Origin of the sequence: Flavitalea plasmicola, from assembly GCF_030546645.1 — a bacterium.
Classification (GTDB): Bacteria; Bacteroidota; Bacteroidia; order Chitinophagales; family Chitinophagaceae; genus Puia.
This window is the reverse complement of the sequence record NZ_JAUOTO010000003.1, coordinates 689,757-709,928: the sequence shown is the minus strand read 5'-3', so window position 1 is coordinate 709,928 and position 20,172 is coordinate 689,757. Positions and strand designations below refer to the sequence as shown.

Below are 20,172 nucleotides of genomic sequence, written 5' to 3'. Positions count from 1 at the left end.
ATATTGATAGAGATAAAAAGACGAGAAATAATTTTTTCAATATGGACATGCCGGATATTTAGGAAATGTGCTGAGGTTTTCGCGTGCCGACCTTGTCAAAGAATGACAGGGCGGCAAGCTCTCTGTGAAATTCGTCAAAGCTTTCTTTGTCCAGGGTAGCAAGCGGAAGCCGGCAGGGCCCCAGGTCCCAGCCCAGCATCTGCATGATGGCCTTCTGACCCGGGATAGGTGGATATTTCAGCAGGATACGGATCACTTCCACCAGATATGCATGCTGTTGTCGGGCAGTTTCCATATCTCCTTTCTCAAAAGCCTCCATGGTACGAAGGTACAGTGGCGCGGCGAAAGTATAGGTGCTGCCGATGGCGGCCTTCGCACCGGCCGCGAGAGCGGGCAGCAACAGCTCATCCACGCCATAGAGGATGTCAAACCGACCCTGGCTGTAATTCAGGCAGGCCTGGTATTCCTGGATAGTGGCGGCGGTATATTTTATCCCTGCGAGGTTGGGAATACGCCTGCCTCCCAGCCGCAGGAACTCGATCATGTCCATGCCCACACCGGTGAGGTGGGGAATATGGTAATAGTAAAAAGGCAGACCCGTCGCCGCACCCGCGATGTCGGCCATGCAATCCACCAGATTTTCCACCGACGACGGCTTGAAGTAAAAGGCCGCCACGGCTGAAAACGCGTCAGCACCGATGGTGACAGCGTGTGCCGCCAGTATCTTTGCTTCGGTGATACAGCTGTGACCTACGTGCACGATGATCAGCAGCCGCCCGGCAGCTGCTTTTACAAATGCTTCTGCTACCAACTTGCGTTCTTCGAGGGTCATATTGGGTCCTTCTCCATTACTGCCGCAAACAAATATTCCACGGACGCCGTCCCGCAGCAATTTGTCCACCAGGGGGGGTATCAGACTTGTGTTGATGCTGCCATCTTCATAGAACGGGGTAAACGCCGCCGCGATCAATCCTTCGATTTTTTTACTCATAATTATTCTTTAAACTAATTGTTTCGTTTTCTCATGCTGCGGCCGGATCAATATCCACTCGTCTGGATCAACTTGCTGTTGTTGGCCAGCACGGTGGAATTCAATGGCCAGAACAAAGGGGTGGTCTTACCGGCCAGGTTGGGTACGTATTGGTATACATCGATGACGCCTTCTTTATGGAAACGTACGAGGTCATACCAGCGTTTGTTCTCGAAAAACAGTTCTCTTCCTCTTTCATTCAAAATTTCTTTTTCCACTGTCAGCTTATCCGTCGCTCCGGCGTAATCACCATTACCCGCACGACCCCGCACCTTATTAAGATAAGCAATAGCAGAATCCGTATTGGCCGCGGACAGGGCAGCAAAAGCTTCCGCCTTCATCAGGTAGATGTCAGCGAGGCGGTACATGATGATGTCGTTGTCTGAAACCCTGTCATCAGTGTATTTTGTCCCGGGATACTTGGTGATCCAGGAGATCTTAGGCCCCGAAGATTGCCTTTCCGTCACCCAGGTAAAAGGAATGCGTTTGTCATTGGGGCTGGCGCTGAACAATCCCCTCGACAAAGTGCTGATCTGATAAGCGCCCTGGCCATTGCTGGTGGTGAGTACATACGGCAAGCTATCCAGGTTAAGCGCTCCTTGTACACCTGCATTAAAATAAGGCAGGGCATTGAGTCCATAGTTGGCTCCCGTCTCATCCCGCAGATAAAAGGCGGCCAGCGCCACTTCCGGATTGCCGGCCGCACGGATGCCCGTCACACTTTTAAAATCGGCATTCAATGTGAGGCCGCTGGACTGCGCTTCATTGATGGCCGTAATGACATTATTAAGAGCCGCATCCCCGCCACCCAGTACTTTGGCGCTCCAAAGATTGACGTCCGCCTTCAGCGCCTGTGCGGAACCATAAGCAAAACGGTATTTGGAAGGATAGATTTTAGGCGAAAAGTTGCTGATGGACCTGAAAAGGAGAAGGGCGCTATCCAGGTCCGAATTCACCTGTTTAATGACATCTGCAGCGGGCGAACGGCCCAGCAACGGGACATCGGTGCCGACTACAGCCTGCAGCATCAGCGGTGCGTCACCGATGATACGGGAAAGATGGAAAAAGAAATAGGCTCGGAGGCTATAGGTCTCCGCCAGTATCCGCGCCTTTGTATCCGGCGCATCGGAAAAGCTGAAATCCCGGATCTTGTACAGCAGCAGGTTGCAGTTGCCGATGGCTTTGTACCATGCATTGTAGTCCAGGGCGCCGGTGGCAGGGGAAATGATCTGCGACCAGGCCGTGGAAAAACGGGAATTCAGCGCCGGGATCAGCTCCTCGCTCCTTTCCGTACCATAGGTAATATTGTTTGCCAGGCCGCGCATCTGGGTATAGATGCCTGTTACATAGGGCTCGAAATCTCCCTGGCTGGTGAAATAGTTCTGCTCCGTGATGCTGGACTGGGGTGCTACGTCCAGGATCTTCTTACAACCGGTGAAGGCAGGGAAGACACAGGCTGAGAAGATGAATATATTGATGATTTTGTTCATAATGGTAATTTTAGAATTTCAAAGTTGCGCCTAATGAATACTGCCTTGGACGGGGATACCCGCCACCATCCACTCCTGTGTAGGTCTCAGGGTTGAACCCCTTATAACCTGTGATATAGCCAATGTTATTCACGCTGGCAAAGACATTCAACCCTGCTACATGTGCTCTTTTGAGCAGGTCCTTTGGTATGTCATAGCCAATGGATATTTCCCGGAATGCCAGGAAGTCACCCTTGGAGATCATGGGCGATACATCGGAAGAATAGGTGTAGTTGGTGCCCAGCGAGGCGTTGCGGAGGTAGTTACGCTGACCGAAATCGTAGTCTGCAAAAGAGAAACGGGCGTATTTTTTTCCCACGTCGCCTTCCTTCTGCCAGATATCCGGGCCCAGCGCCTCCTTAGGGGCGCCTTCGTTATAGGCGCGGCCTTGTCCAAGACTGCGGGCCAATGCGCCATTGCTGATCAGGTGGCCCAGGGCATAATCCATGGTTATGCGCATGGAGATGCCTTTCCAGGAGAACGTGTTTTGCATGCCGCCGAGAATGCTGGGCGTGCGGTAGCCCATAAACACCTGGTCCTTGGCATCGATGATGCCGTCACCGTTGACATCGGCGAAGATATAGTCGCCTGCATGTTTACCGACGGTGATGCCGGAAGGGGATGCCAGGTTATCCTTGATCCTGGCATTCCAGGCTGCAGCTTCCGCATCGGTGGAGAACACACCCAGTACCTTGAAGGCCCAAAGTCCGAAAGGACGCTCGCCCACCGCATATCCGCCTTGTTCTATATTTTGCTTTGTTCCGGGGTCCCACACCACCTGGCCGAACTGCCTGTTCCTGGGATGTCCGTTGGCTGGCAGTTTGGTGAACACCGTGCGATTGAAAGCAAATGAGAAGTTTGTCTTCCAGCTAAAGGCGCCAGCCTTGATGACAAGAGCCTCCAGCCCTATTTCCACGCCCCGGTTGCGAAGCGTGCCGTTGTTATAGGTGATGCTGGAGAAAGGCGCTTCTGAGGGAAGGGGTTTGGAGTCAAGCCGGTCCTTCGTCAATTTATTATAGTAGTCCACTACCAGGTTGATCCTATCTTTGAACAGGCCAATTTCAGCGGCCAGGTCCGTCGTTTCCGTAGTCTCCCATTTTAAGTCGGAATTGGCAAGATTGCTGCGGAGGATACCCGAGTTTTGCGCATATTGCGTGGCTGAATAACCGCCATATGTGTCGGTGAGATCGAGATCGCTGAGACCGGCCTGACCCCAGCTGGCCCGCAGCTTCAGGGTGGTGACAGGTTCCACATGCCAGAATTTTTCCCGGGCGACATTCCAGCCCACCGCCACAGAGGGGAACAGCGCATATTTATTCTCCGGCGCGAAATTAGAGAATCCATCGTAGCGCAGCGAGCTGCTAAAAAGGTACTTTCCGTCATAGTCATAGTTCATCTGCCCAAAATAGCTGGCAGAGCGGGTCTCGGAAAGCGTGGTTCCCAGATCAGTGACATTGGTATTGACCACGCCGCTGATGCTGGTGGTAGAAGGTTCGGCGATGGTAAATACATAATCGTTACTCGCCCGTTGGGTTCCCAGGGTCACCGTGTTGCCCGTCTTACGGGTATAGTTGAACCCGCCCAGCACGGTGAAGTGATGGTCAATGCCCAGGTTGAAGTCGTATTGCAGGATCTGATCCGTCATCAGCTGACGTGTGTCGTTGATATTCTCATTCTTCTGCCGCTGTGTGGATGGTTGTACTTCGTCGGCAGGCGTAGCTTTCCGCATGAACATATACTTGTAATCCTGTGCATAGTAAGATACAGAAGGCTTGAAGTGCAATCCCGGAATAATGGTCCAGTCGCCGGCCACTTTGTTGACAAACCGTTCGGTGGATACCCGGGTCTGGTCGTATTTCAGCGTGTGGAACCGGTTGATCGTCGACCATAGCTCGCCTACCGTTGGATCACCGTTGTCCTTGAAAATGCGGATCAACGGCGTAATGCGCACGCTCCGTATCAATTCGTTCACAAATCCGCTTACATAGTTGGGCAGGATGTTCTGATAGTTGGTCATCACGTCCAGCTTGAAGTTGTCAGAAACCTTATAGCTGAAATTGCCCAGCACGTCGTAACGTTTGTAATTTGTGCCGACGAAGGTACCCGCCTGGTTGATATAGTTGGCGCTGACAAAATAGCTGGCCTTGTCGCTGCCGCCATCGATGGAGATATTCTCATTGTTCGTAACGCCCGTGTTCCAGAGCAAGTCCTGGTAATGGTTGTCCGCATACAAAAGCCTGGTACCAGGATTGATGGGATCGTCCATGGTCTTGTATCCATGTTTCAGCAGGTTGTCTACATAGGCCTGTCCTTCCACGGCAACGATGTTGTCATACAGGGCAGTAAGGTTGATGTCCCTGCCATACTGGCCCTTGGCTGTAAATACCTTGGTGCCGGCGGAAAAGCCGCCTTTGTTAAGCAGGTTGTCCTTATTCAACCCATCGTGCGTGTTGAACACCGTCGTGCGCGCCAGCTTCAGGTATTGTTCCGCATCCATATAGTTGAGGGTCCTGGAGTTGGTCTCCCAGGTGGTGCGGTGGTTCATCGTCAACGTCATTTTCTTGTTGTATTTGCCGCCTTTCGTCTTTACCACGATGACACCGTTGGCGCCCTGGGCTCCGTAAATGGAAGTAGCAGCTGCATCTTTCATCACCTGCATCGATTCGATGTTATAAGGGTTGACATCCGCCATGGGCCGGAACACACCGTCAATGATCACGAGCGGACTGGTGGCGTCGGAGCTGCCGATAGCATTGCCGCCGCTGCTGCCGATGCCCGTTCCATACACATTCAGCTTGGTTCCGCCACGGATGATGATATTCACAGGCGAGGCGCCCGGTTGGCCGGAGCTGACGGGAACCGAGACGCCGGGAAGCTTACCCTGGAGGGCCAGCACCGGGTTGGGACTGGTGACGTCCTTCAGTTCCGCCATGTCCAGCTTGGAGACAGCGGCAGTGGTCTTCGCGCGGCTTTGCTGTGTGTAGCCAACGATGATGACATCCTGCATTGCGTCATTACTTCGATTGAGCGTAACAGTAAGCTCATGTTGGGCGGCCGTCACGGACATCTGTTGCGGGGCATAGCCCACTGCCGAGAACACCAGTGTGACCCGGGTGGCGGGTAAGGCCAGCGTGAAGGCGCCGCTGGCATCGGTGATAGCGGCTTTTTGGTGGCCTTTTACCAGGATGCTGACCCCTTCCAATCCTTTACCGGTGCTGTCGATGACCTTGCCGTTGATAGTAGGGCCCTGTCCGAAGGACGCCTGTGTGAAAAAAAACAGTGCGATAAGTAGCAGCCAGCGCAAGGGAAGTAGAATGCATTGCTTTTTCATATGCAGTTGATCGGGTTGAACGAAAAATTTAAAAAATGGTTATCAATAATGGGCAGGTCTAAGGTTCGGTGGCTCCATTGAGGATCCAGGGCAGATTGAATTTGTGAAACTCAATGGATTTATGGCTGGTGCTGCTGTTGGTAAGGTCTTCATTGATCTCGATCAGGGCCCCCACTGCATAATCCGCGGTCTTGATCATGCTGGAGTATCCTCCTTTTGCAATATGGTTGCCGGCCTTGATGGCATTATAGTCACAGGTGTTCCAGTCAAAGATAGCCCTGCTGATGGGCCAGGTGGCGCCCTGGTCATAGCTGATCCTCACCGTCATGTTACACCGGCTGGTCTCATTGTTCGGATTCAGGAAATAGATCCTGTCGGGGGCATCCCTGTTATACCGGAGGATCGAACCCTCGCACATGGGATCTGTCAGTGCGGCGTCGGCGGACCACGCGCCAAAGCCACCCGTGATGGAGCCGGTGGACTTCACCCGCCGTTTGGCAGCAGTCCATTCGGTGGAGTTCGGTCTGTCATTTCTCAGCAAAGTGCCATCCATCGCTTCCACGATGGTGCTTTCATGCTTGCCGCCCGACAGCAGCTGCACCTGCCAGGTAGCTCCGCTGTCGTCGCTGTAGATATTCCTTCCATAAGCTGGGATGATCAGCCTGCCGGGATGATCGCCGGCCACGGTCTGGATCCCGATGCCAGGCCCCATCGCATCCCATTTATAAGTTGTTGGCGTCAGCGTGGATGTCCTGTCCAGCGGCGTCGACCAGGTCACCCCATGATCATCGCTGTAGGAGGTGTACACTCTCCGGTCGCCATATTGGGTAAAGTCGGAGATCTGGTGCTTGGCGCTGTCATTCCAGTTCATGAATAGCCATACGCGTCCATTAGCGCCTTTATTCGCGTCATAGACGGCCGTCGGGTTACCCCAGGTTCCGGGGCCGCTGGCGGCTATCTCACCCAGAGCGGACCAGGTGGCGCCGTTGTCGGTCGACCGTTTAAAAACGAGGTTGATGTCCCCGTAATCGCTGGGGTCCCATCTCCGGCCTTCCGCGAAGGCGATCAGCGTCCCGTTGTTCGTCCGGATGATCGATGGGATCCGGAAGGAATGATAAGTGGTTACGCCGCCGGCGCCCTCGTTGCCGCCATTGAACAGCATCATGCTGGTGTGGTAAGGAGTTGCGGCCCTGTCTTCAGTTTTACCGGGGCCGCTGCGGGCCAGCGGGGTTTTATGGCAGCTGTAGCCCGTGCACAGGACGGCAGCGGCCAGCCAGCACAACGCCCGGCGGCGATGGCTGCGACAGTGGGTTGGAACAATGATCATATTGGCAAGTGTTACGTTTAATAGTACTTATGTACTACATAACAAATGTAGAAAGAAAATACTTTTCCCTCCAAAAAAAGTTTCCCGCCGCATGGACGATGGGGGTAAAAGCTTTAGAAGAGAGGAGTTTAGCTTATTTCAATTTTGCAAAATGATGTTCCAGGTGCTTGAGCATACCCTGGCGGAATTCTTCTTTGGAGCCGTGCTTCAGGATCTCGACGAGATCGAGGTGGGAGACCTTACCGATGATGGGGACTTTTTCCAGGCTGACGAGGTATCCGAACACGGGGAGCAACATGCTTTGGAAGCGCTGCAGGGTCTCATTACCCGTCATCTGGTATATTTTTCCGTGGAAGGCAATTTCATTTTTGATGCGAAAAGTCTGGCGGCCGCTCGTCACTTTCTGGTTCCTGGCAATTTGCTCCAACTCTTCCACATCCTTCTTAGTCTTGCGGAGATAGAGGAGGTCGGCGAGCCCCACTTCCAGGGTAAGTCGCAGCTCGAAGATATCGCGGAGCGTGCTGTCGCCGATGATCAGGGGGTCCAGCACGCGCTCAAAAGAGCTGAGGATATCGGGTCGGGCAAGCACCATGCCCCTCTTCTTCTTTGTTTCCACCATGCCCAGCATGCGCAGCCGGCTGAGGGCTTCACGAACGACATTCCTGCTTACGCCCAGGGATTGGGCCATCTCCATTTCTTTGGGCAATGGATCGCCGGGCTTGAAGGATTTCTCCTTGAGGTATTCACGTAGCCGGATCTCCACTACATCGGCCATGGTTTTCTGGACGATGGGACCAAGATCATTGTTCAGGTCGGTGTTACGCATTGCAGGCGCCATTGATATTTTTCCAAAGATCGTTTAAATGTAGGACAAATTAAAAAAGATGCCATCTGGCATCTTTTGCTATTATTAAAAAATCATCTGTCCACCTTATTTACTTCAAAGATCCTGTACCCGCCGCAATGAGCAGGTCCTGCAAAGCACAATAATCCAGTCCGGAGATGACCTTGTCCAGATTCACGGCAGTCGGAACGGCGGGATCAAATTGCCAGGAGACGACCAGGAACTGGGGTCTTGCAAGGGAAAGATTCTTATCGAAATAGGGCATATTCCATTTCGCCAGCATCCTGCAGCCAGGCTTTCCGTCCTCGAAATCCCTGAAGTCATGAGCAGGTACCGAGACAAAGGCGGGCTTTTCCAGGTAGTCGGCGGAAGACTTCGTCAGCAGATGGTCCAGCAGCAGGGAGTCTGCGTCCAGGGAAGCGGACTGGTCTGCAAAGACCTCTTTGAAATAGACGGAGTCGGGCTTGTAAGATGCAAGATAGCTGCGAACCCTGCTGTCCCGCGTGGCGCCGCTGTACATGGCGCCGATGGATTCGATCTCTCTTTTCTGTTCGACTTCTTCCTGTTGGGCCGTTTTTACGGGAATGCGCTGCAGCAGGTCCTCTTTCAGCTTTTGTTTATCGGCTGCAATTTCTTTCTTTGCCTCTTCCAGGTATTGTTTACGGCTTAGAATGGAATAGGGCATGCGGCCGGCATAGGATATTACCCATGACCTCGCCCGCCGCGCTTCTGCGGTCTCATCTTTTTCAGTCATCCATTCGGCATATTGCACGCCATCATGCGTCTGCTGCATCGCGGGCAGCGACAGGTAGTCATTGCCGTTGAGTGAAAAGGTCTGCTGCAGAATGGCAAGATCGTTAGCGGTGATGACCAGGCTGCTGCCTTTTCCGGCCCCTGCATTCAGAAAGCCCACTTCGCCCGTAAAAAAGGCGGAACGCATCTCATATTTAAACAGGGGAAAGGCATTCGTTTTATTGGAAAAATACGCACCGCACCAGGCGGGTGTGCATCCCAGTGAGTCGACACCGGATCGCTGTGCCCAGGAAGCCAGGCTGCCGACGGTCTTTTTCATTTCCGTGACCAGTTTGCCGGGCAGGCGCGACTCCATATAGTCTTCCTGTTTTTGCCATGCAGTGGTGGTCACCAGCGGCGTCCGTGTTAAAGATTGCGCATTGCTTTGCGGGGAATAAACGAATTGTGCCAGCACGAGGCAGAGCATACAAAGAGGACGATAGATCCGGGAATTCATAGTTTGGATGTTTTAAGGGTAAATACCTATTGCCCAGAAACATGCCAGACCGTATCTATTTAAAAATCAAATACTTGAAAAATGGAAAGACTCCCAAAAAGGGAATAAAGTGGAGAAATGGGAAGATCAGTCGACTCTTTTCAGCACATAGATCGACTCCATGGAGGCGGGAAATAAGTTACCGGAACAGGGATAGGTCTTCAGGACGGAGTATCCATTGAGGGGACCGAAGGAGATCATGTAAACGTCATCCTTTACCCACCACCAGCTCCTGATGCCGGGGCCTGGATGATCCTTGAGAAGGGAGATATCAGCGTCGTTATAGTTGTAATAACCGTTGAATGCGAATCCACCGTCGATCTGTGCGGGGGGAATGCCTGCATCATTGATGAGGTAGTGTAGCGCGTCCCATCTTGCCCGGTTCCAGCCCATGTAATTGGCGGTGCCGGCGATGGAGAACCAGGCCCCGATGACCAGGAACAGGCCTGCAGCAAAATGGCCGATGGAGTAGTGCCGCTGCCGAGGACTGGTGGAAGTGTTCCGTTTGTGGCTGTTGGCCGGCAGTCCCGTCATCAGCAAAATGGTCAGGACAGGTATGAGCGGGATGAGATAACGGTCATAGGTACCTCCTATCAGCATGATGAAACAATAGAAGGCGCAGAAGCTAAGCAGGAAGAGGAAAGCAGGACGGCTGCGCAGTCCCTTGCTATTTTGGAATAATGTCCATAGAAGGAAGCTGCCCCCGATGATGCCTGCGGCACACACCAATTGCCAGAGGATGGCCGGAAGCGGCCGGAGGTTGCCTGTATCAAGCAGCGAACCGTCCCGCAGGTCCACGGTGCCCAATCCATAAGGATTCATGATATTCCCCATCAGGGCAAGATGGTTGTGCTGTATAAGGCAATAGGCGCCCACCGCCGTCATGACGGTCACGCAAGCGATGAAAGCCGGCGTCTTCCGCCGCTGCCAGATGGCTCTCCAGTCGACGCGGAAAATGAAAGGGAAGATAAAAAAGCCTGCATAGATAAAGATATTCAGCGCCTGTCGCAGCAGGAATTGGAAGATGGAGTGGTCATTGTGGAAGAGGTTGTGCTTTATCCTGTGAACGCCTTCATTGTATTTGACAGGGTAATCATGCTGGGTCTTTAGCCAGAAGTTGTACAGCAGGTAAAGGCCGGCAGGCACTCCCAGGGAGATAAGGCCAGTCAGCAGCGCTTTCCTGGAGAAGTTGTTCTTTAGCACCAGTGCAAGGGCGAAAGCGGCAGCTGCCAGCAATCCCAGCTGACGTACCAGGGTCGCCACCAGCACGAAGAAAATACCTTGAATGATATAGGCGGTCTTCTCCTGGCGAAGGCCTTTTACAAAGAACAACAGGGATAAGATAAGAAAGCAGGTAAAGGGAACATCTGTCATGAAGGTATTCGACAGATTGAGATACATGGGATTGAACAGCAGGATCAACGCTGCCAGGAAACAGGCGCCTTTATCATGGGAGAATTCCCTGCAGAGGAAATAAGCGCCGATGCCTCCTGCCAGGCCCAGCACCAGCGTGGAATAACGAAGGATGGTGAAGGAGAAACCGAATAGCTTGCAGAACAGCAGCCCCCAGGTCAGCTGCGACAGCAGGGGCATGGAGGTCCATCCCAGCAGCCTGTACTGGTGTTTGTCGTACCATTGCTGCAGACTGAGCGTATACGACCAGTCGTCATTCAGCGGGAATTCTCCTGCGGGATGGATCAGCATCTCCGTGAGCACCCAGATGACCGTAAGCGAAAGTACGGCGATGATATCCTTGCTGAGAGTGGTTCGCAGCTGCATGAATCGATAGCGCTCGTCCATTGCCCTGGATCCTGCCGGCAAAGGATTAAAAAGCATTTTTATCGCCTTTGAACGATACGTATAAGGTCAGGAAGATAATGCGTATGTCCAGCCAGGGGCTCCAATGTTCGAGGTACCAGATATCGTGCTCGATGCGCTTGCGGAGCTGGTCTTCCCGTTTGATCTCGCCCCGGAAGCCATTGACCTGGGCCCAACCCGTCACACCAGGCTTGACGAAGTGACGGATCATGTATTGTCCCAATACCTTGGAATACATCTCGGTATGACGCAGCATATGCGGGCGGGGCCCTACGATCGACATGGAGCCGGCCAGGACATTGAAGAACTGGGGCAGCTCGTCCAGGTTGGTCTTGCGGAGGAACCTTCCCAGCGGGGTGATACGGCTGTCGCCACGGGTGACCTGTCGAATGTTGGCTTCGTCATTGACGGCGAGGCTTCGGAACTTGATACAACGAAACTTTTTGTTGTCTTTCCCTGAGCGCCACTGCACGAAGAACACAGGCCCTCTGGAGCTGAGCTTAATCAGGATGGCAAGCAATGGAGTGAGCCAGGAAAGGACGCAGATGATGACCACGAGGCTGAAGACGATGTCGAAGACGCGCTTCTTGATGCTGTTGCTCATATCTTCCAGGGGCTCCGGCCGCAAGGAGAGGATAGGCAGCTCGTTCAGGTACTCCAGATGGGTATCCCGGTTGACATAAAACTTGAAGTCGGGCACGAACTTAAACCTGATAAGGGACTTTTCAGCCGTCTGGGCCATATCGTAGATGGTCGTATTCGATTCGGGCGAAATGGTGGAGTAGATCTCGCTGATGCGGTTGTTGATGGCATAGTTGATACATTCGTCGATGTTGCCGATGATAGGCAGGTCCGACAATTCGTGGATCTGACGGGGGTCTTCAAAATACCCTTCCACTGACAGGCGGTTCTCCCGTCCGGAAAAGCTATAGGCCAGCTTCTTGGCCACATTGTTATATCCCACGATGACCACTTTTTTGCTGGCCTTGGTGTTCTTCTGCCTGTAAAAGGCGGTGACCATCAGAAAGCCCCGGGTAGCCAGCATCACGGTGCAAAAAGCGGCAAAGCTTACCAGCACGAACATACGCGAATAGTCGAAATGATAGAGGAAGATAAAAAATATCATCACCATAAAGAACAGGATCATTGTCTTCACGGTCCGCCGGGCGAACCTGTCCAGGTCCATGCTGGCGTTGTCGATGTACAGCGCCGTGGAATAAGAGGCCAGCAGCCATACCATATTGGCCACAATGAAGAGGATCATATACTGATGCTCTGCTCCCAGCTGTATCTTATTGGTGCTGAGAACCAGCACGAAATAGACGATGTTCAACGCCAGCAGATCGACGCAGACGAAGAAGAAGCGGAAGAGATTACTATAACGACTGTTCATGGGAATGAAGTAGTTTAATTTAAGGAGTCTGAAAGAATGTCTTGCTTAGCTTTAGAATGATCCCGCCCGAGTTGTTCAACAGCTTGCCGTTGTCCAGCGCCGCGAGACAGCCGAGGGTGTACCCGTTGCCAATTGCTTTCTTCACCTCCAGGTAAGAGGAGAATTGCGATACTTCCTGCCAATAGCCGAAGCGGGGCACCTGGCGCAAGCGCCCGGTCGTATGCCCATACGGGCTGGTCCCGAAGGTGCCATAATTCATAGAGTAGGAAAGTTTCGCCGTGAAGTACCAGTTGCTGACAGCGCCCTGGGCGCCGAAATGAAAGGCCACGACACGGTTGTTGTTAAAAAAGTCGGCCGTATCGTTTGGAAGGCCCGCACGGGTGCTGGTGTAAGTGCTGATAAAAGGATTGCCAAGGCCGAGGCCCTTGTAGGACCACCCTTGCTTATATTCATAATTGTTGTAATAGTTCTCATCTCCGGAATTGGTATAGGTAGAAGTCGGATATCCTGCCTGGTTCTTTGAGCAGAAAAACTCAAAAAGGAATTTCGTCCAATGGAAGAGCTCGCCATAATCTTCCTTATTGGTGATCGAGATGCCGTTGAGGCCATCTTTTATATTGGCCAGGTGGTACAGTGCACCTTCGTCGTAGAAATTCTGGCGATAAAGGGTAAGCCGCACCTCCTCAAAGTCGTAGTCCAGTCCCATGTCGATGGAGCCGATGTGATTGCCGATCTTTGAATTCTGCCAGGTCTTACCAATGCCGGCATACAGGAAGGACTTCCAGCCGGGCAGCGTGAATCCGGGCCCAAATACGGCGCGTTCATTTCCCCAGAACACCTGGTGGTTGACACCGCCATAAAGCTTTAACGCCCATTGGGGCCGGCCCAGCCGTACGTAGAGGGAAGATTGCTGGAAATACGTATGAGCGCTTTTGGCATTATGGGCATATTGGATGGGAATGTCACCGACCAGGCCTGCAGCAGCGCTGCCTTTGAAGGAGAACAGGTCGCCAAACCAGTGCAGCTGATAGTAATCTGGAATGGCCAGCTGGAGCTTGGGGATACCCAGGGCGTTGCCGGATATGGCGAATGCACCTGACGAAAGTGTGGTATCCACCATTCCCATAAAGTCTTTGACACGGCCGGCCTTCAGTTCGAAGATGCCGACCCTGAGCTTTGCATAGCCTTCGATGATCGTAGCACGGGCAGTAGCCCCCAGGTCGCCCCTGACCTCCAGGGAACCTCCCCAGTCGATGAGGCTGGTGCGGGGACTGTCATAGTTGATATGAATGGCCCCGATGGCGGCGCCTGAACTTCCCGGCAGGGGGACGCTGCCAAATTGATTGGAGCGGAACCAAAAAGGGGTATTGTGAGGTGAGGCAAGTATGCCTTGCACTTCCATGCTACCGCTGACCGAACCCGATTCGGTTTGCGCTTTTCCCTCAACGCAGGCAAGTTCCAGTCCCAGGAGAAGGAGAAAGTAAAATTTCATCTGGCAATATTTTAGGGGGTGTTTGAACATCGGCTTAAGACATGCTGCGTGTGACAGCTTCCTTATAAGTATTGTGAATGAGACTGAGGTCGGCATACATAGACTTCAGCCGGGCATTTTCTTCTTCCAGCTCGCGGAGGCGCTCTTCGGAAGGCTGGGCATTCTTCCTGAGCCGGCCGAAGGAAGGAAAGGTCCTGGGGCTGAATACCTCGACGCCCTTCTGTGCAAAGTTCTTTTCTTTATACGCGTCGATCATAAAGCGAATGTACTGTCCGTTGATATCATCCCAGGAATAGGTGGTCCTGATCTTACGATGGTTGTTGAATATCTTAAAGCGGGCCTCTTCGCTTGTCTTCTCCATGGTTTCCACCATTTGTCTGACTTCTGCCGCATTGGAGAAGTAGGTAGCGTCATTGCCCAGGATGGAGAAGTTGAAGATATTTTTATTGGCGCAGATATAGGTATTGGAGGACATGGCTTCCAGCAGGGAGGGATTGGTGCCGCCGACGGAGTGGCCATGGAAATAAATATTGGAAAAATACCGGAGATTGTTAAGCTTGTGCATATCGTAGATACCACCGATGAAGCGGACCTGTTCATGGTGTCCGAACTTCTCCTTAAGGTAGGCGCCATAGGCGGTATTATGATTGCCGATGACGAGGAAGGTCCTTGAGCAGCCGGCTGCGGAAGTCACTCCCTCCAGGATCGTCTCGATATTGTTCTCCGGCTCCAGGCGGGCGATGAGCATGTCGTAGCCATATTTCTCCACGCCATATTGCTGCAGCACTTCGATGTCAGGGTTTTCAAAAAGGCTGGCGCCATAAGGTATATACTGACTGCGGACCTTGTACTTTTGAAGCAGGTAATCCTGGATACCAATGGAGTCGGAAATGAGGAAGTCGCTGGTCTTAACGGCCAGCTTTTCCGCCCAGCGGAGGAACTTCTGGACGATCGGTTTGTACTTGGACCTTTTCCATTCCATACCGTCCATATTGGTGATGATGACGGATCTTTTCGGCAGCAGGAATCCCCAGACGGAATTGCTGGTATAGCCCAGTTGCAGGATGATGTCATAATCCCTGCGCCGGCAATCCAGAATGCAACTGAGGTCATAAAAGAACTGGCCGATGGTGCCGAATTTGTCTTCGGGGTCATGGCAATGCCGGATCTTCACGCCCTTCCATTCCGCACCCTGGTAGGGATGGGTGTGGGAGTTATAGACAGTCACCTCGTGACCGTCCCTGACGAGGTATTCGGACAGGTGTTCCGCGAACTGTTCGAATCCTCCGTAATGGTTGGGCACACCCCGTGTGCCGGTAATTGCGATTTTCATGCCAGTTGGTTTTAAGAAATTAGTAAATCATGAGGGTCGATCGTGTGTTGTTCATATGGAGGCTAATCCAGCACCGGAGCCGCCTTTGCCGGCTGGCCGGACGTAAAGATGCGATGGGGGCGGCCTACCTTATTCCAGATGAGCTCATTCATGGTGAAGGCGGCTTTTTCCCATCCATAGCGTCTCCGGATGGTGTTGCTGATATCCCGGAGATTGGAAGGCTGTTCGGTCAGGGCGCGGGTAATGGCTGTTTTCAGGGTTGCGGTGTCGGGGTTGATGTGCCTGTCGCCAAAAAAGGAGAATTCTTCCATGGCTGTCGTGTTGCTGCAGATGGTAGGTACGCCCAGTGCGCCCGCTTCCAGGGGCGGGATACCGAAGCCTTCTCCCTTTGATGGATAGACGAACAATTCCGTCGCCTGGTAGAGCAGCCGGAGGTCGGCATTGGTAATGTCTTCCAGGAAAAAGATCTTCTTTTTGACGTCCTCTGCCAGTGGAGCAAGGATCTCCCTGATCTGCGGCACTGCTATCGAGGTCTTGCCCACGAAAACCAGGCTTTTGTCCTGGCGGTAAAGCTCCAGCTCCAGATAGGCGCGGAGCAGGTCCAGCTGGTTTTTCCGTGGTTCGATCCGGCTGACATACAGGAGGTAGTTCTTCAACCCGAACTTTTGCCATACCTCCATGGCCGCCTTTTGTTTGTCATAGGGTTCGAAAAAGAAGCCGGAGACTCCATTGGGTACGACGTGAATATTTTCTTCCGGGATATTGAAATGCCGGACAATTGCTTTTTTCGAGTAGTCCGAGACGGTGGTGACAAGGTCGGCCCGTTTCGCGGAAAGGTAAAAGGCGGCGCCTTTTACCATTTTGTATCCAAAGCTGAACTCCTGCGGGAAATCTTTAAACAACAGATCGTGGATGGTGACGATCTGAATGCAGTTCTTCCGCGGAGGAACCACATATTGATAGTGTGCTGCATCGATCCTGTGCTTTACCATCATCTCCGGCAACTCGCGGAAAGCGCGTTGCAGCTTCGACATCGTGTTATAACGGATGAAGTTGATGTGGGCAGAACCCTGGAAAAAGCCTGCGGCATTTTCCGGGTTGCAGGAGGCCAGGAATATCTCGAAATCCCCAATATTATCTATGATCTTATAGAGATTGTGGATGTAGGTACGTGTGCCCTGATATTCGGTGTCGAATACGCGACCGTCAACAAAAATTTTAGGCCTCATAGTTTGTATGTTTGGGTGAGATATGCTAGTTCGAGAGCGCTCTCTTCACGCCGGATAATAAATGCAGCGTGTCGTTCTCCGAAGGTGTCAGCCAGGCTCCTTCGCCGTATTCGTTCCAGGCATACAGCAGTGCGATGCGATCCCGGGACGTGGATGATGGGTTGTTGTTGATCCAGGTACGCAGGGATCTGACCATGCGATATACAGAATTCGCATTGTAGCCCGTGAACCGCACTGACCTGCTGTACCAGTTGTTGCCCTTGGCCCAGGGACGGGGATCCCAGTTGAGCGTAGCCACAGGGACATAAGGCAATGCCGTATTGCGGAAACGGTTCCATACATAGTTGCCGAAATTGTCAAGGCTGTCAACATGGTGCTCGATCTGGTTGTCCTTGTACGTAGGATTGGGATAATTATAGCCTGTCACCATATCGAATCCACAGTCCTTTGCCTGCTGAACGGCTGGACCCGTTGCGGCCGCCACGACAGCGATGGTAGCGCCCTGTCCGACCTTGCTGCGAAAATCATCCAGGGCTTTATGGAGAGCGTCCACGGAGCCGAACAGCTTCAATAAGCTACGCAGGTCGAAAAAAGAGATATAAGGTTTACCGGACACTTTGAGGTAGTCGGGATCTTTCATCAGCCTGGCCCATTCATCCGTGACGGCAGGCCAGTCGTCAGGACCTATCTCCTGCCCCGCATGGTTTGATATCATGAGACAAAACTTCAGCCGGCTTTTATTAGGCGCCGCCAGATAAAGGCTCAGCGCATGATTCAGTGGGTCCTTTACGAAATTCTTCTTGTCATAATCCGGATAGTACCAATCGAAGCTAAAAAAATAGAGACCGGCATCTGCCGCTACGTCGATCTGGTCCTTCATTATTTCAGGCGTGCTGGTGAGCCAGCCCCATTTCGGCTTCCGCTCCGGAAAGCTATCCCGCAGCTTGGGGGTCAGGTGACCTGTACTGGGAGTTACCCAGCCATCGAAATAATAAGCGCCTAATTTAATGTCACCATTCTGTGCGGTGTGCCGGACATGCCTGTGTCTCTTCTGACCGTAGCTGGCGGCCATGAGGAAGGGCACCGCCAGGGCGATGAGGAAAAAATACGTTCTCTTCATAACGTTTGATTTTAATAGGGGCGGTTTAATGTGAGTGCCCCTGTAATTTTCGTCCGATGGACATGAAGGGTTTTTCCACCAGGCGATAGGTCAGAAAGGAGAGGAGTATGATGGCGGCAAGCCAGATAAACACGGTGAGGTAAGGCTGCGGGGTGGGCGGGATAACAAGAAATACAATGGCCTGTACCAGGTATAGCGAATAGCTGATCACGCCCAGCGTGAGCAGGAATGCCGGATAACGGACTTTTCTCAGCGCAAAGGTGAGAGAGAATACCAGGTAAGCTCCGGCTATAGCCGTGGTGACGGGCAGAAAGCTCAGTGTACCCAGGGCTTCCGGCTTGTCTTTACCATACAGGTTGAAATAGGTGATAAGCAGTAGCACAGCCATGGCACCAAGGATGACGGTGGTAAAGACGCCGGCGGAAACTTTCTGCTGGAAGCGCCGATAGTACAGGAATCCGATGAACATGGTTGCAAAATAAAAAGCAGTCCCCCACCCTTGCGTGAAGAGATGGAAGAACTGTGTGCCCGCTACGCCTACCAATAAGGTGATGACCAGTGATGTCACTGCCAGCGCTACACTTTTTTTCAGCCATCCTGCAAGGAACACCAGGGAGACCATGATATAGAAAGCCATTTCCAGGCTCAACGTCCAGTAAAGGTGGAGGATGGAAGGACGCCCCATGAACTTCTGCAGCATCGTGAGGTTCGCAAGGATGTCGGAAAAAGCAGGGAGCACTCCTTTCGTGGCGACGATAAGCAGCAATGCGGCGATCATACTGACCAGGTATAATGGATAGAGTCTGAACAAGCGGTTGATCCAGAATTTTTTTAAAGAATGTGTCTTTTCCAGGCTGACAGGGATGACAAATCCGCTGCAGAGGAAGAAGAGCGTGACGCCAAAAACACCGAACTGAAAATAGTGACTGGTGAAATGGACGAACGAAGGGAATAGCTTCTCGCATGCATGCTGGATCAGCACGGAAAAAGCAGCCATACAACGGAGAAAGTCCAGGAACTCCAGCCGCGATTTGCGGGTGGTAGCAGGGTTGGTAGCCACCACTTTCAGGACGCTGGGCCTGGACGGTGAATGCGGCGCAAAAGGTGCGATAGTCGGATTAAAATTCAAAATGAAATTGTTATAGTTCAGGAATAGCTTGGGTCGGGGTCTTTCGTTGGAAATAGCTATCCGGGAAGATGGGAGAAAATGCCACCACCCAGAAAAATACTTCCACAATGTTGGTGGAGAAACTGCCCACGAACTGGTATATAAACATGAAAATGAACAGACACAGCCGGAAGGAAGAAGTCTTAACCTTTGTCTTCCTGAAAAGGATGATCTCCGCCAGCAGCTTGCTAAAGAACCCTACCCAGCCAAAGGTAGCCAGTACATCTGCCATGGAAGAAGGGATACGGGCTATTTGATTGGTCGAATCATCATCCGAGAACGAATATACCAGGCTGATCAGCTCCTGGCCCAGGATCTTCAGCTGACCGGGTCCGACGCCGAAAAGCGTGCTTTTCAGATCGGCAATGGACAAAGCAAGGAAATAAGCCTGGGAGGACCGGTTGTTGATCGAAGAATCATTACCGTCGAGAATATTCAGGATCCTTAGAACGAAGCCAGAGTTGGCGAAAAGGGTCAGCACGAGCACGGCACTAATGGACACCATTGCCACGAGAAAGAACATGAACCGTTTGTTCTGTTGCCGGCGCATACGGGAAAAAGAATTATAGAGTACAAAAACGCCCAGGGTCAACAGGGAAATAAATATAGCGCCATAGGACAGCGACAGCCCCAGGGATATAATGACGGAAAACAGGAGCAGCCACTGGCCGCGGCTCATATTCTTATAAAAGATATATTGAAAGTAAAATAGAAAGGAGGGTATGAGCAGCAGGCTGTAATAGGATGGCTCGTACGTCAGCATCCTCAGACGAGGGAAATTAGTCACACCTTCGGAAATATCCCCGGTGATCCACACTGGCTCGCTTTTATCCAGCAGCAGCAAAGCAACGCAAACGATGACAAACAGGAAATTGAGCTTCAGCACTTTCTCCATGATAGACTCATAGGTAAAGCTGTAGTGTTTGAAATAAGTATACACTGTCAGTCCAAAAAGAAAGGCGGTGAAATAAAGAACGGATGATTTGATATAAGCTCCCAGGCTGATCCCAAAGGCATAGTGGATGACCAGCATGGGGAACCAGCAGAGAAGAAAGTATGAAATGCATCTTGCGACGGGCGCCTTCTTCACCAGCAGCCAGTATAAGAATACGGGGCTCAGCAGGATGGTGTAGAGGAATCCGTCGGGAAGCTTGAAACTATTGAAGAAGAAATACACGAATGCCACCAGCATAATGGCCTGGTACTGGCTGCGCTTTATCCTGGGCGTAGCGGCAGCGTTCAGATCCGTGTATGAAATGCTTAGGTCCAT

Annotated in this window: 13 protein-coding genes and 1 pseudogene; all 14 read right to left on the bottom strand. The window is 52.2% G+C overall.

Annotation, left to right across the window (positions count from 1 at the left end):
• Positions 1 to 58: 58 nt before the first annotated feature.
• Positions 59 to 991: a dihydrodipicolinate synthase family protein gene (locus Q4E93_RS12945; RefSeq protein WP_303585802.1), complete on the bottom strand. Its 933-nt coding sequence runs from the start codon at positions 989 to 991 to the stop codon at positions 59 to 61.
• A 47-nt stretch (positions 992 to 1,038) separates the two neighbouring features.
• Complete coding sequence (locus Q4E93_RS12940) at positions 1,039 to 2,520, bottom strand: RagB/SusD family nutrient uptake outer membrane protein (RefSeq protein WP_303585800.1); 1,482 nt, start codon at positions 2,518 to 2,520, stop codon at positions 1,039 to 1,041.
• A 10-nt stretch (positions 2,521 to 2,530) separates the two neighbouring features.
• Positions 2,531 to 5,890, bottom strand: coding sequence for a SusC/RagA family TonB-linked outer membrane protein (locus Q4E93_RS12935; RefSeq protein ID WP_303585798.1), 3,360 nt, complete (start codon positions 5,888 to 5,890; stop codon positions 2,531 to 2,533).
• A gap of 58 nt (positions 5,891 to 5,948) precedes the next feature.
• Entirely contained in the window at positions 5,949 to 7,217 is a 1,269-nt protein-coding gene (locus tag Q4E93_RS12930; protein ID WP_303585796.1) for a sialidase family protein, read from the bottom strand.
• Positions 7,218 to 7,350: 133 nt separating this feature from the next.
• Positions 7,351 to 8,043 carry a FadR/GntR family transcriptional regulator gene (locus tag Q4E93_RS12925; RefSeq protein WP_303585794.1) on the bottom strand — a complete coding sequence of 231 codons (693 nt, stop codon included), beginning with the start codon at positions 8,041 to 8,043 and terminating at the stop codon, positions 7,351 to 7,353.
• Positions 8,044 to 8,152: 109 nt separating this feature from the next.
• The gene (locus Q4E93_RS12920) at positions 8,153 to 9,310 is read right to left on the bottom strand and encodes a hypothetical protein (RefSeq protein WP_303585792.1); all 1,158 of its coding nucleotides are present in this window, start codon (positions 9,308 to 9,310) and stop codon (positions 8,153 to 8,155) included.
• A 126-nt stretch (positions 9,311 to 9,436) separates the two neighbouring features.
• Entirely contained in the window at positions 9,437 to 11,185 is a 1,749-nt protein-coding gene (locus tag Q4E93_RS12915) for an ArnT family glycosyltransferase (RefSeq protein WP_303585790.1), read from the bottom strand.
• Positions 11,175 to 12,560 (bottom strand): undecaprenyl-phosphate glucose phosphotransferase, encoded by a 1,386-nt coding sequence (locus Q4E93_RS12910; RefSeq protein WP_303585788.1) that lies wholly within the window; start codon positions 12,558 to 12,560, stop codon positions 11,175 to 11,177. The genes Q4E93_RS12915 and Q4E93_RS12910 overlap by 11 nt, the downstream gene beginning before the upstream one ends.
• Positions 12,561 to 12,579: 19 nt before the next feature.
• Complete coding sequence (locus Q4E93_RS12905) at positions 12,580 to 14,052, bottom strand: capsule assembly Wzi family protein (RefSeq protein WP_303585785.1); 1,473 nt, start codon at positions 14,050 to 14,052, stop codon at positions 12,580 to 12,582.
• Positions 14,053 to 14,878: 826 nt separating this feature from the next.
• A pseudogene (locus Q4E93_RS34550) lies at positions 14,879 to 15,385 on the bottom strand (DUF1972 domain-containing protein); the annotation flags it as partial.
• A 62-nt stretch (positions 15,386 to 15,447) separates the two neighbouring features.
• The gene (locus Q4E93_RS12895) at positions 15,448 to 16,614 is read right to left on the bottom strand and encodes a glycosyltransferase family 4 protein (protein ID WP_303585781.1); all 1,167 of its coding nucleotides are present in this window, start codon (positions 16,612 to 16,614) and stop codon (positions 15,448 to 15,450) included.
• A gap of 25 nt (positions 16,615 to 16,639) precedes the next feature.
• Positions 16,640 to 17,734 (bottom strand): glycoside hydrolase family 99-like domain-containing protein, encoded by a 1,095-nt coding sequence (locus Q4E93_RS12890; protein WP_303585779.1) that lies wholly within the window; start codon positions 17,732 to 17,734, stop codon positions 16,640 to 16,642.
• 25 nt (positions 17,735 to 17,759) lie between these two features.
• Positions 17,760 to 18,863, bottom strand: a complete 1,104-nt coding sequence (locus Q4E93_RS12885; protein ID WP_303585777.1) for an acyltransferase family protein — start codon at positions 18,861 to 18,863, stop codon at positions 17,760 to 17,762.
• Between the two features lie 10 nt (positions 18,864 to 18,873).
• The gene (locus Q4E93_RS12880; protein WP_303585775.1) at positions 18,874 to 20,172 is read right to left on the bottom strand and encodes a hypothetical protein; all 1,299 of its coding nucleotides are present in this window, start codon (positions 20,170 to 20,172) and stop codon (positions 18,874 to 18,876) included.

Bases quoted from the DNA above. Each gene is read 5' to 3' on its own strand.
- Q4E93_RS12945 (WP_303585802.1), bottom strand. From the start codon at position 991: ATGAGTAAAAAAATCGAAGGATTGATCGCGGCGGCGTTTACCCCGTTC.
- Q4E93_RS12940 (WP_303585800.1), bottom strand. From the start codon at position 2,520: ATGAACAAAATCATCAATATATTCATCTTCTCAGCCTGTGTCTTCCCT.
- Q4E93_RS12935 (WP_303585798.1), bottom strand. From the start codon at position 5,890: ATGAAAAAGCAATGCATTCTACTTCCCTTGCGCTGGCTGCTACTTATC.
- Q4E93_RS12930 (WP_303585796.1), bottom strand. From the start codon at position 7,217: ATGATCATTGTTCCAACCCACTGTCGCAGCCATCGCCGCCGGGCGTTG.
- Q4E93_RS12925 (WP_303585794.1), bottom strand. From the start codon at position 8,043: ATGCGTAACACCGACCTGAACAATGATCTTGGTCCCATCGTCCAGAAA.
- Q4E93_RS12920 (WP_303585792.1), bottom strand. From the start codon at position 9,310: ATGAATTCCCGGATCTATCGTCCTCTTTGTATGCTCTGCCTCGTGCTG.
- Q4E93_RS12915 (WP_303585790.1), bottom strand. From the start codon at position 11,185: ATGCTTTTTAATCCTTTGCCGGCAGGATCCAGGGCAATGGACGAGCGC.
- Q4E93_RS12910 (WP_303585788.1), bottom strand. From the start codon at position 12,560: ATGAACAGTCGTTATAGTAATCTCTTCCGCTTCTTCTTCGTCTGCGTC.
- Q4E93_RS12905 (WP_303585785.1), bottom strand. From the start codon at position 14,052: ATGAAATTTTACTTTCTCCTTCTCCTGGGACTGGAACTTGCCTGCGTT.
- Q4E93_RS12895 (WP_303585781.1), bottom strand. From the start codon at position 16,614: ATGAGGCCTAAAATTTTTGTTGACGGTCGCGTATTCGACACCGAATAT.
- Q4E93_RS12890 (WP_303585779.1), bottom strand. From the start codon at position 17,734: ATGAAGAGAACGTATTTTTTCCTCATCGCCCTGGCGGTGCCCTTCCTC.
- Q4E93_RS12880 (WP_303585775.1), bottom strand. From the start codon at position 20,172: ATGGACCTAAGCATTTCATACACGGATCTGAACGCTGCCGCTACGCCC.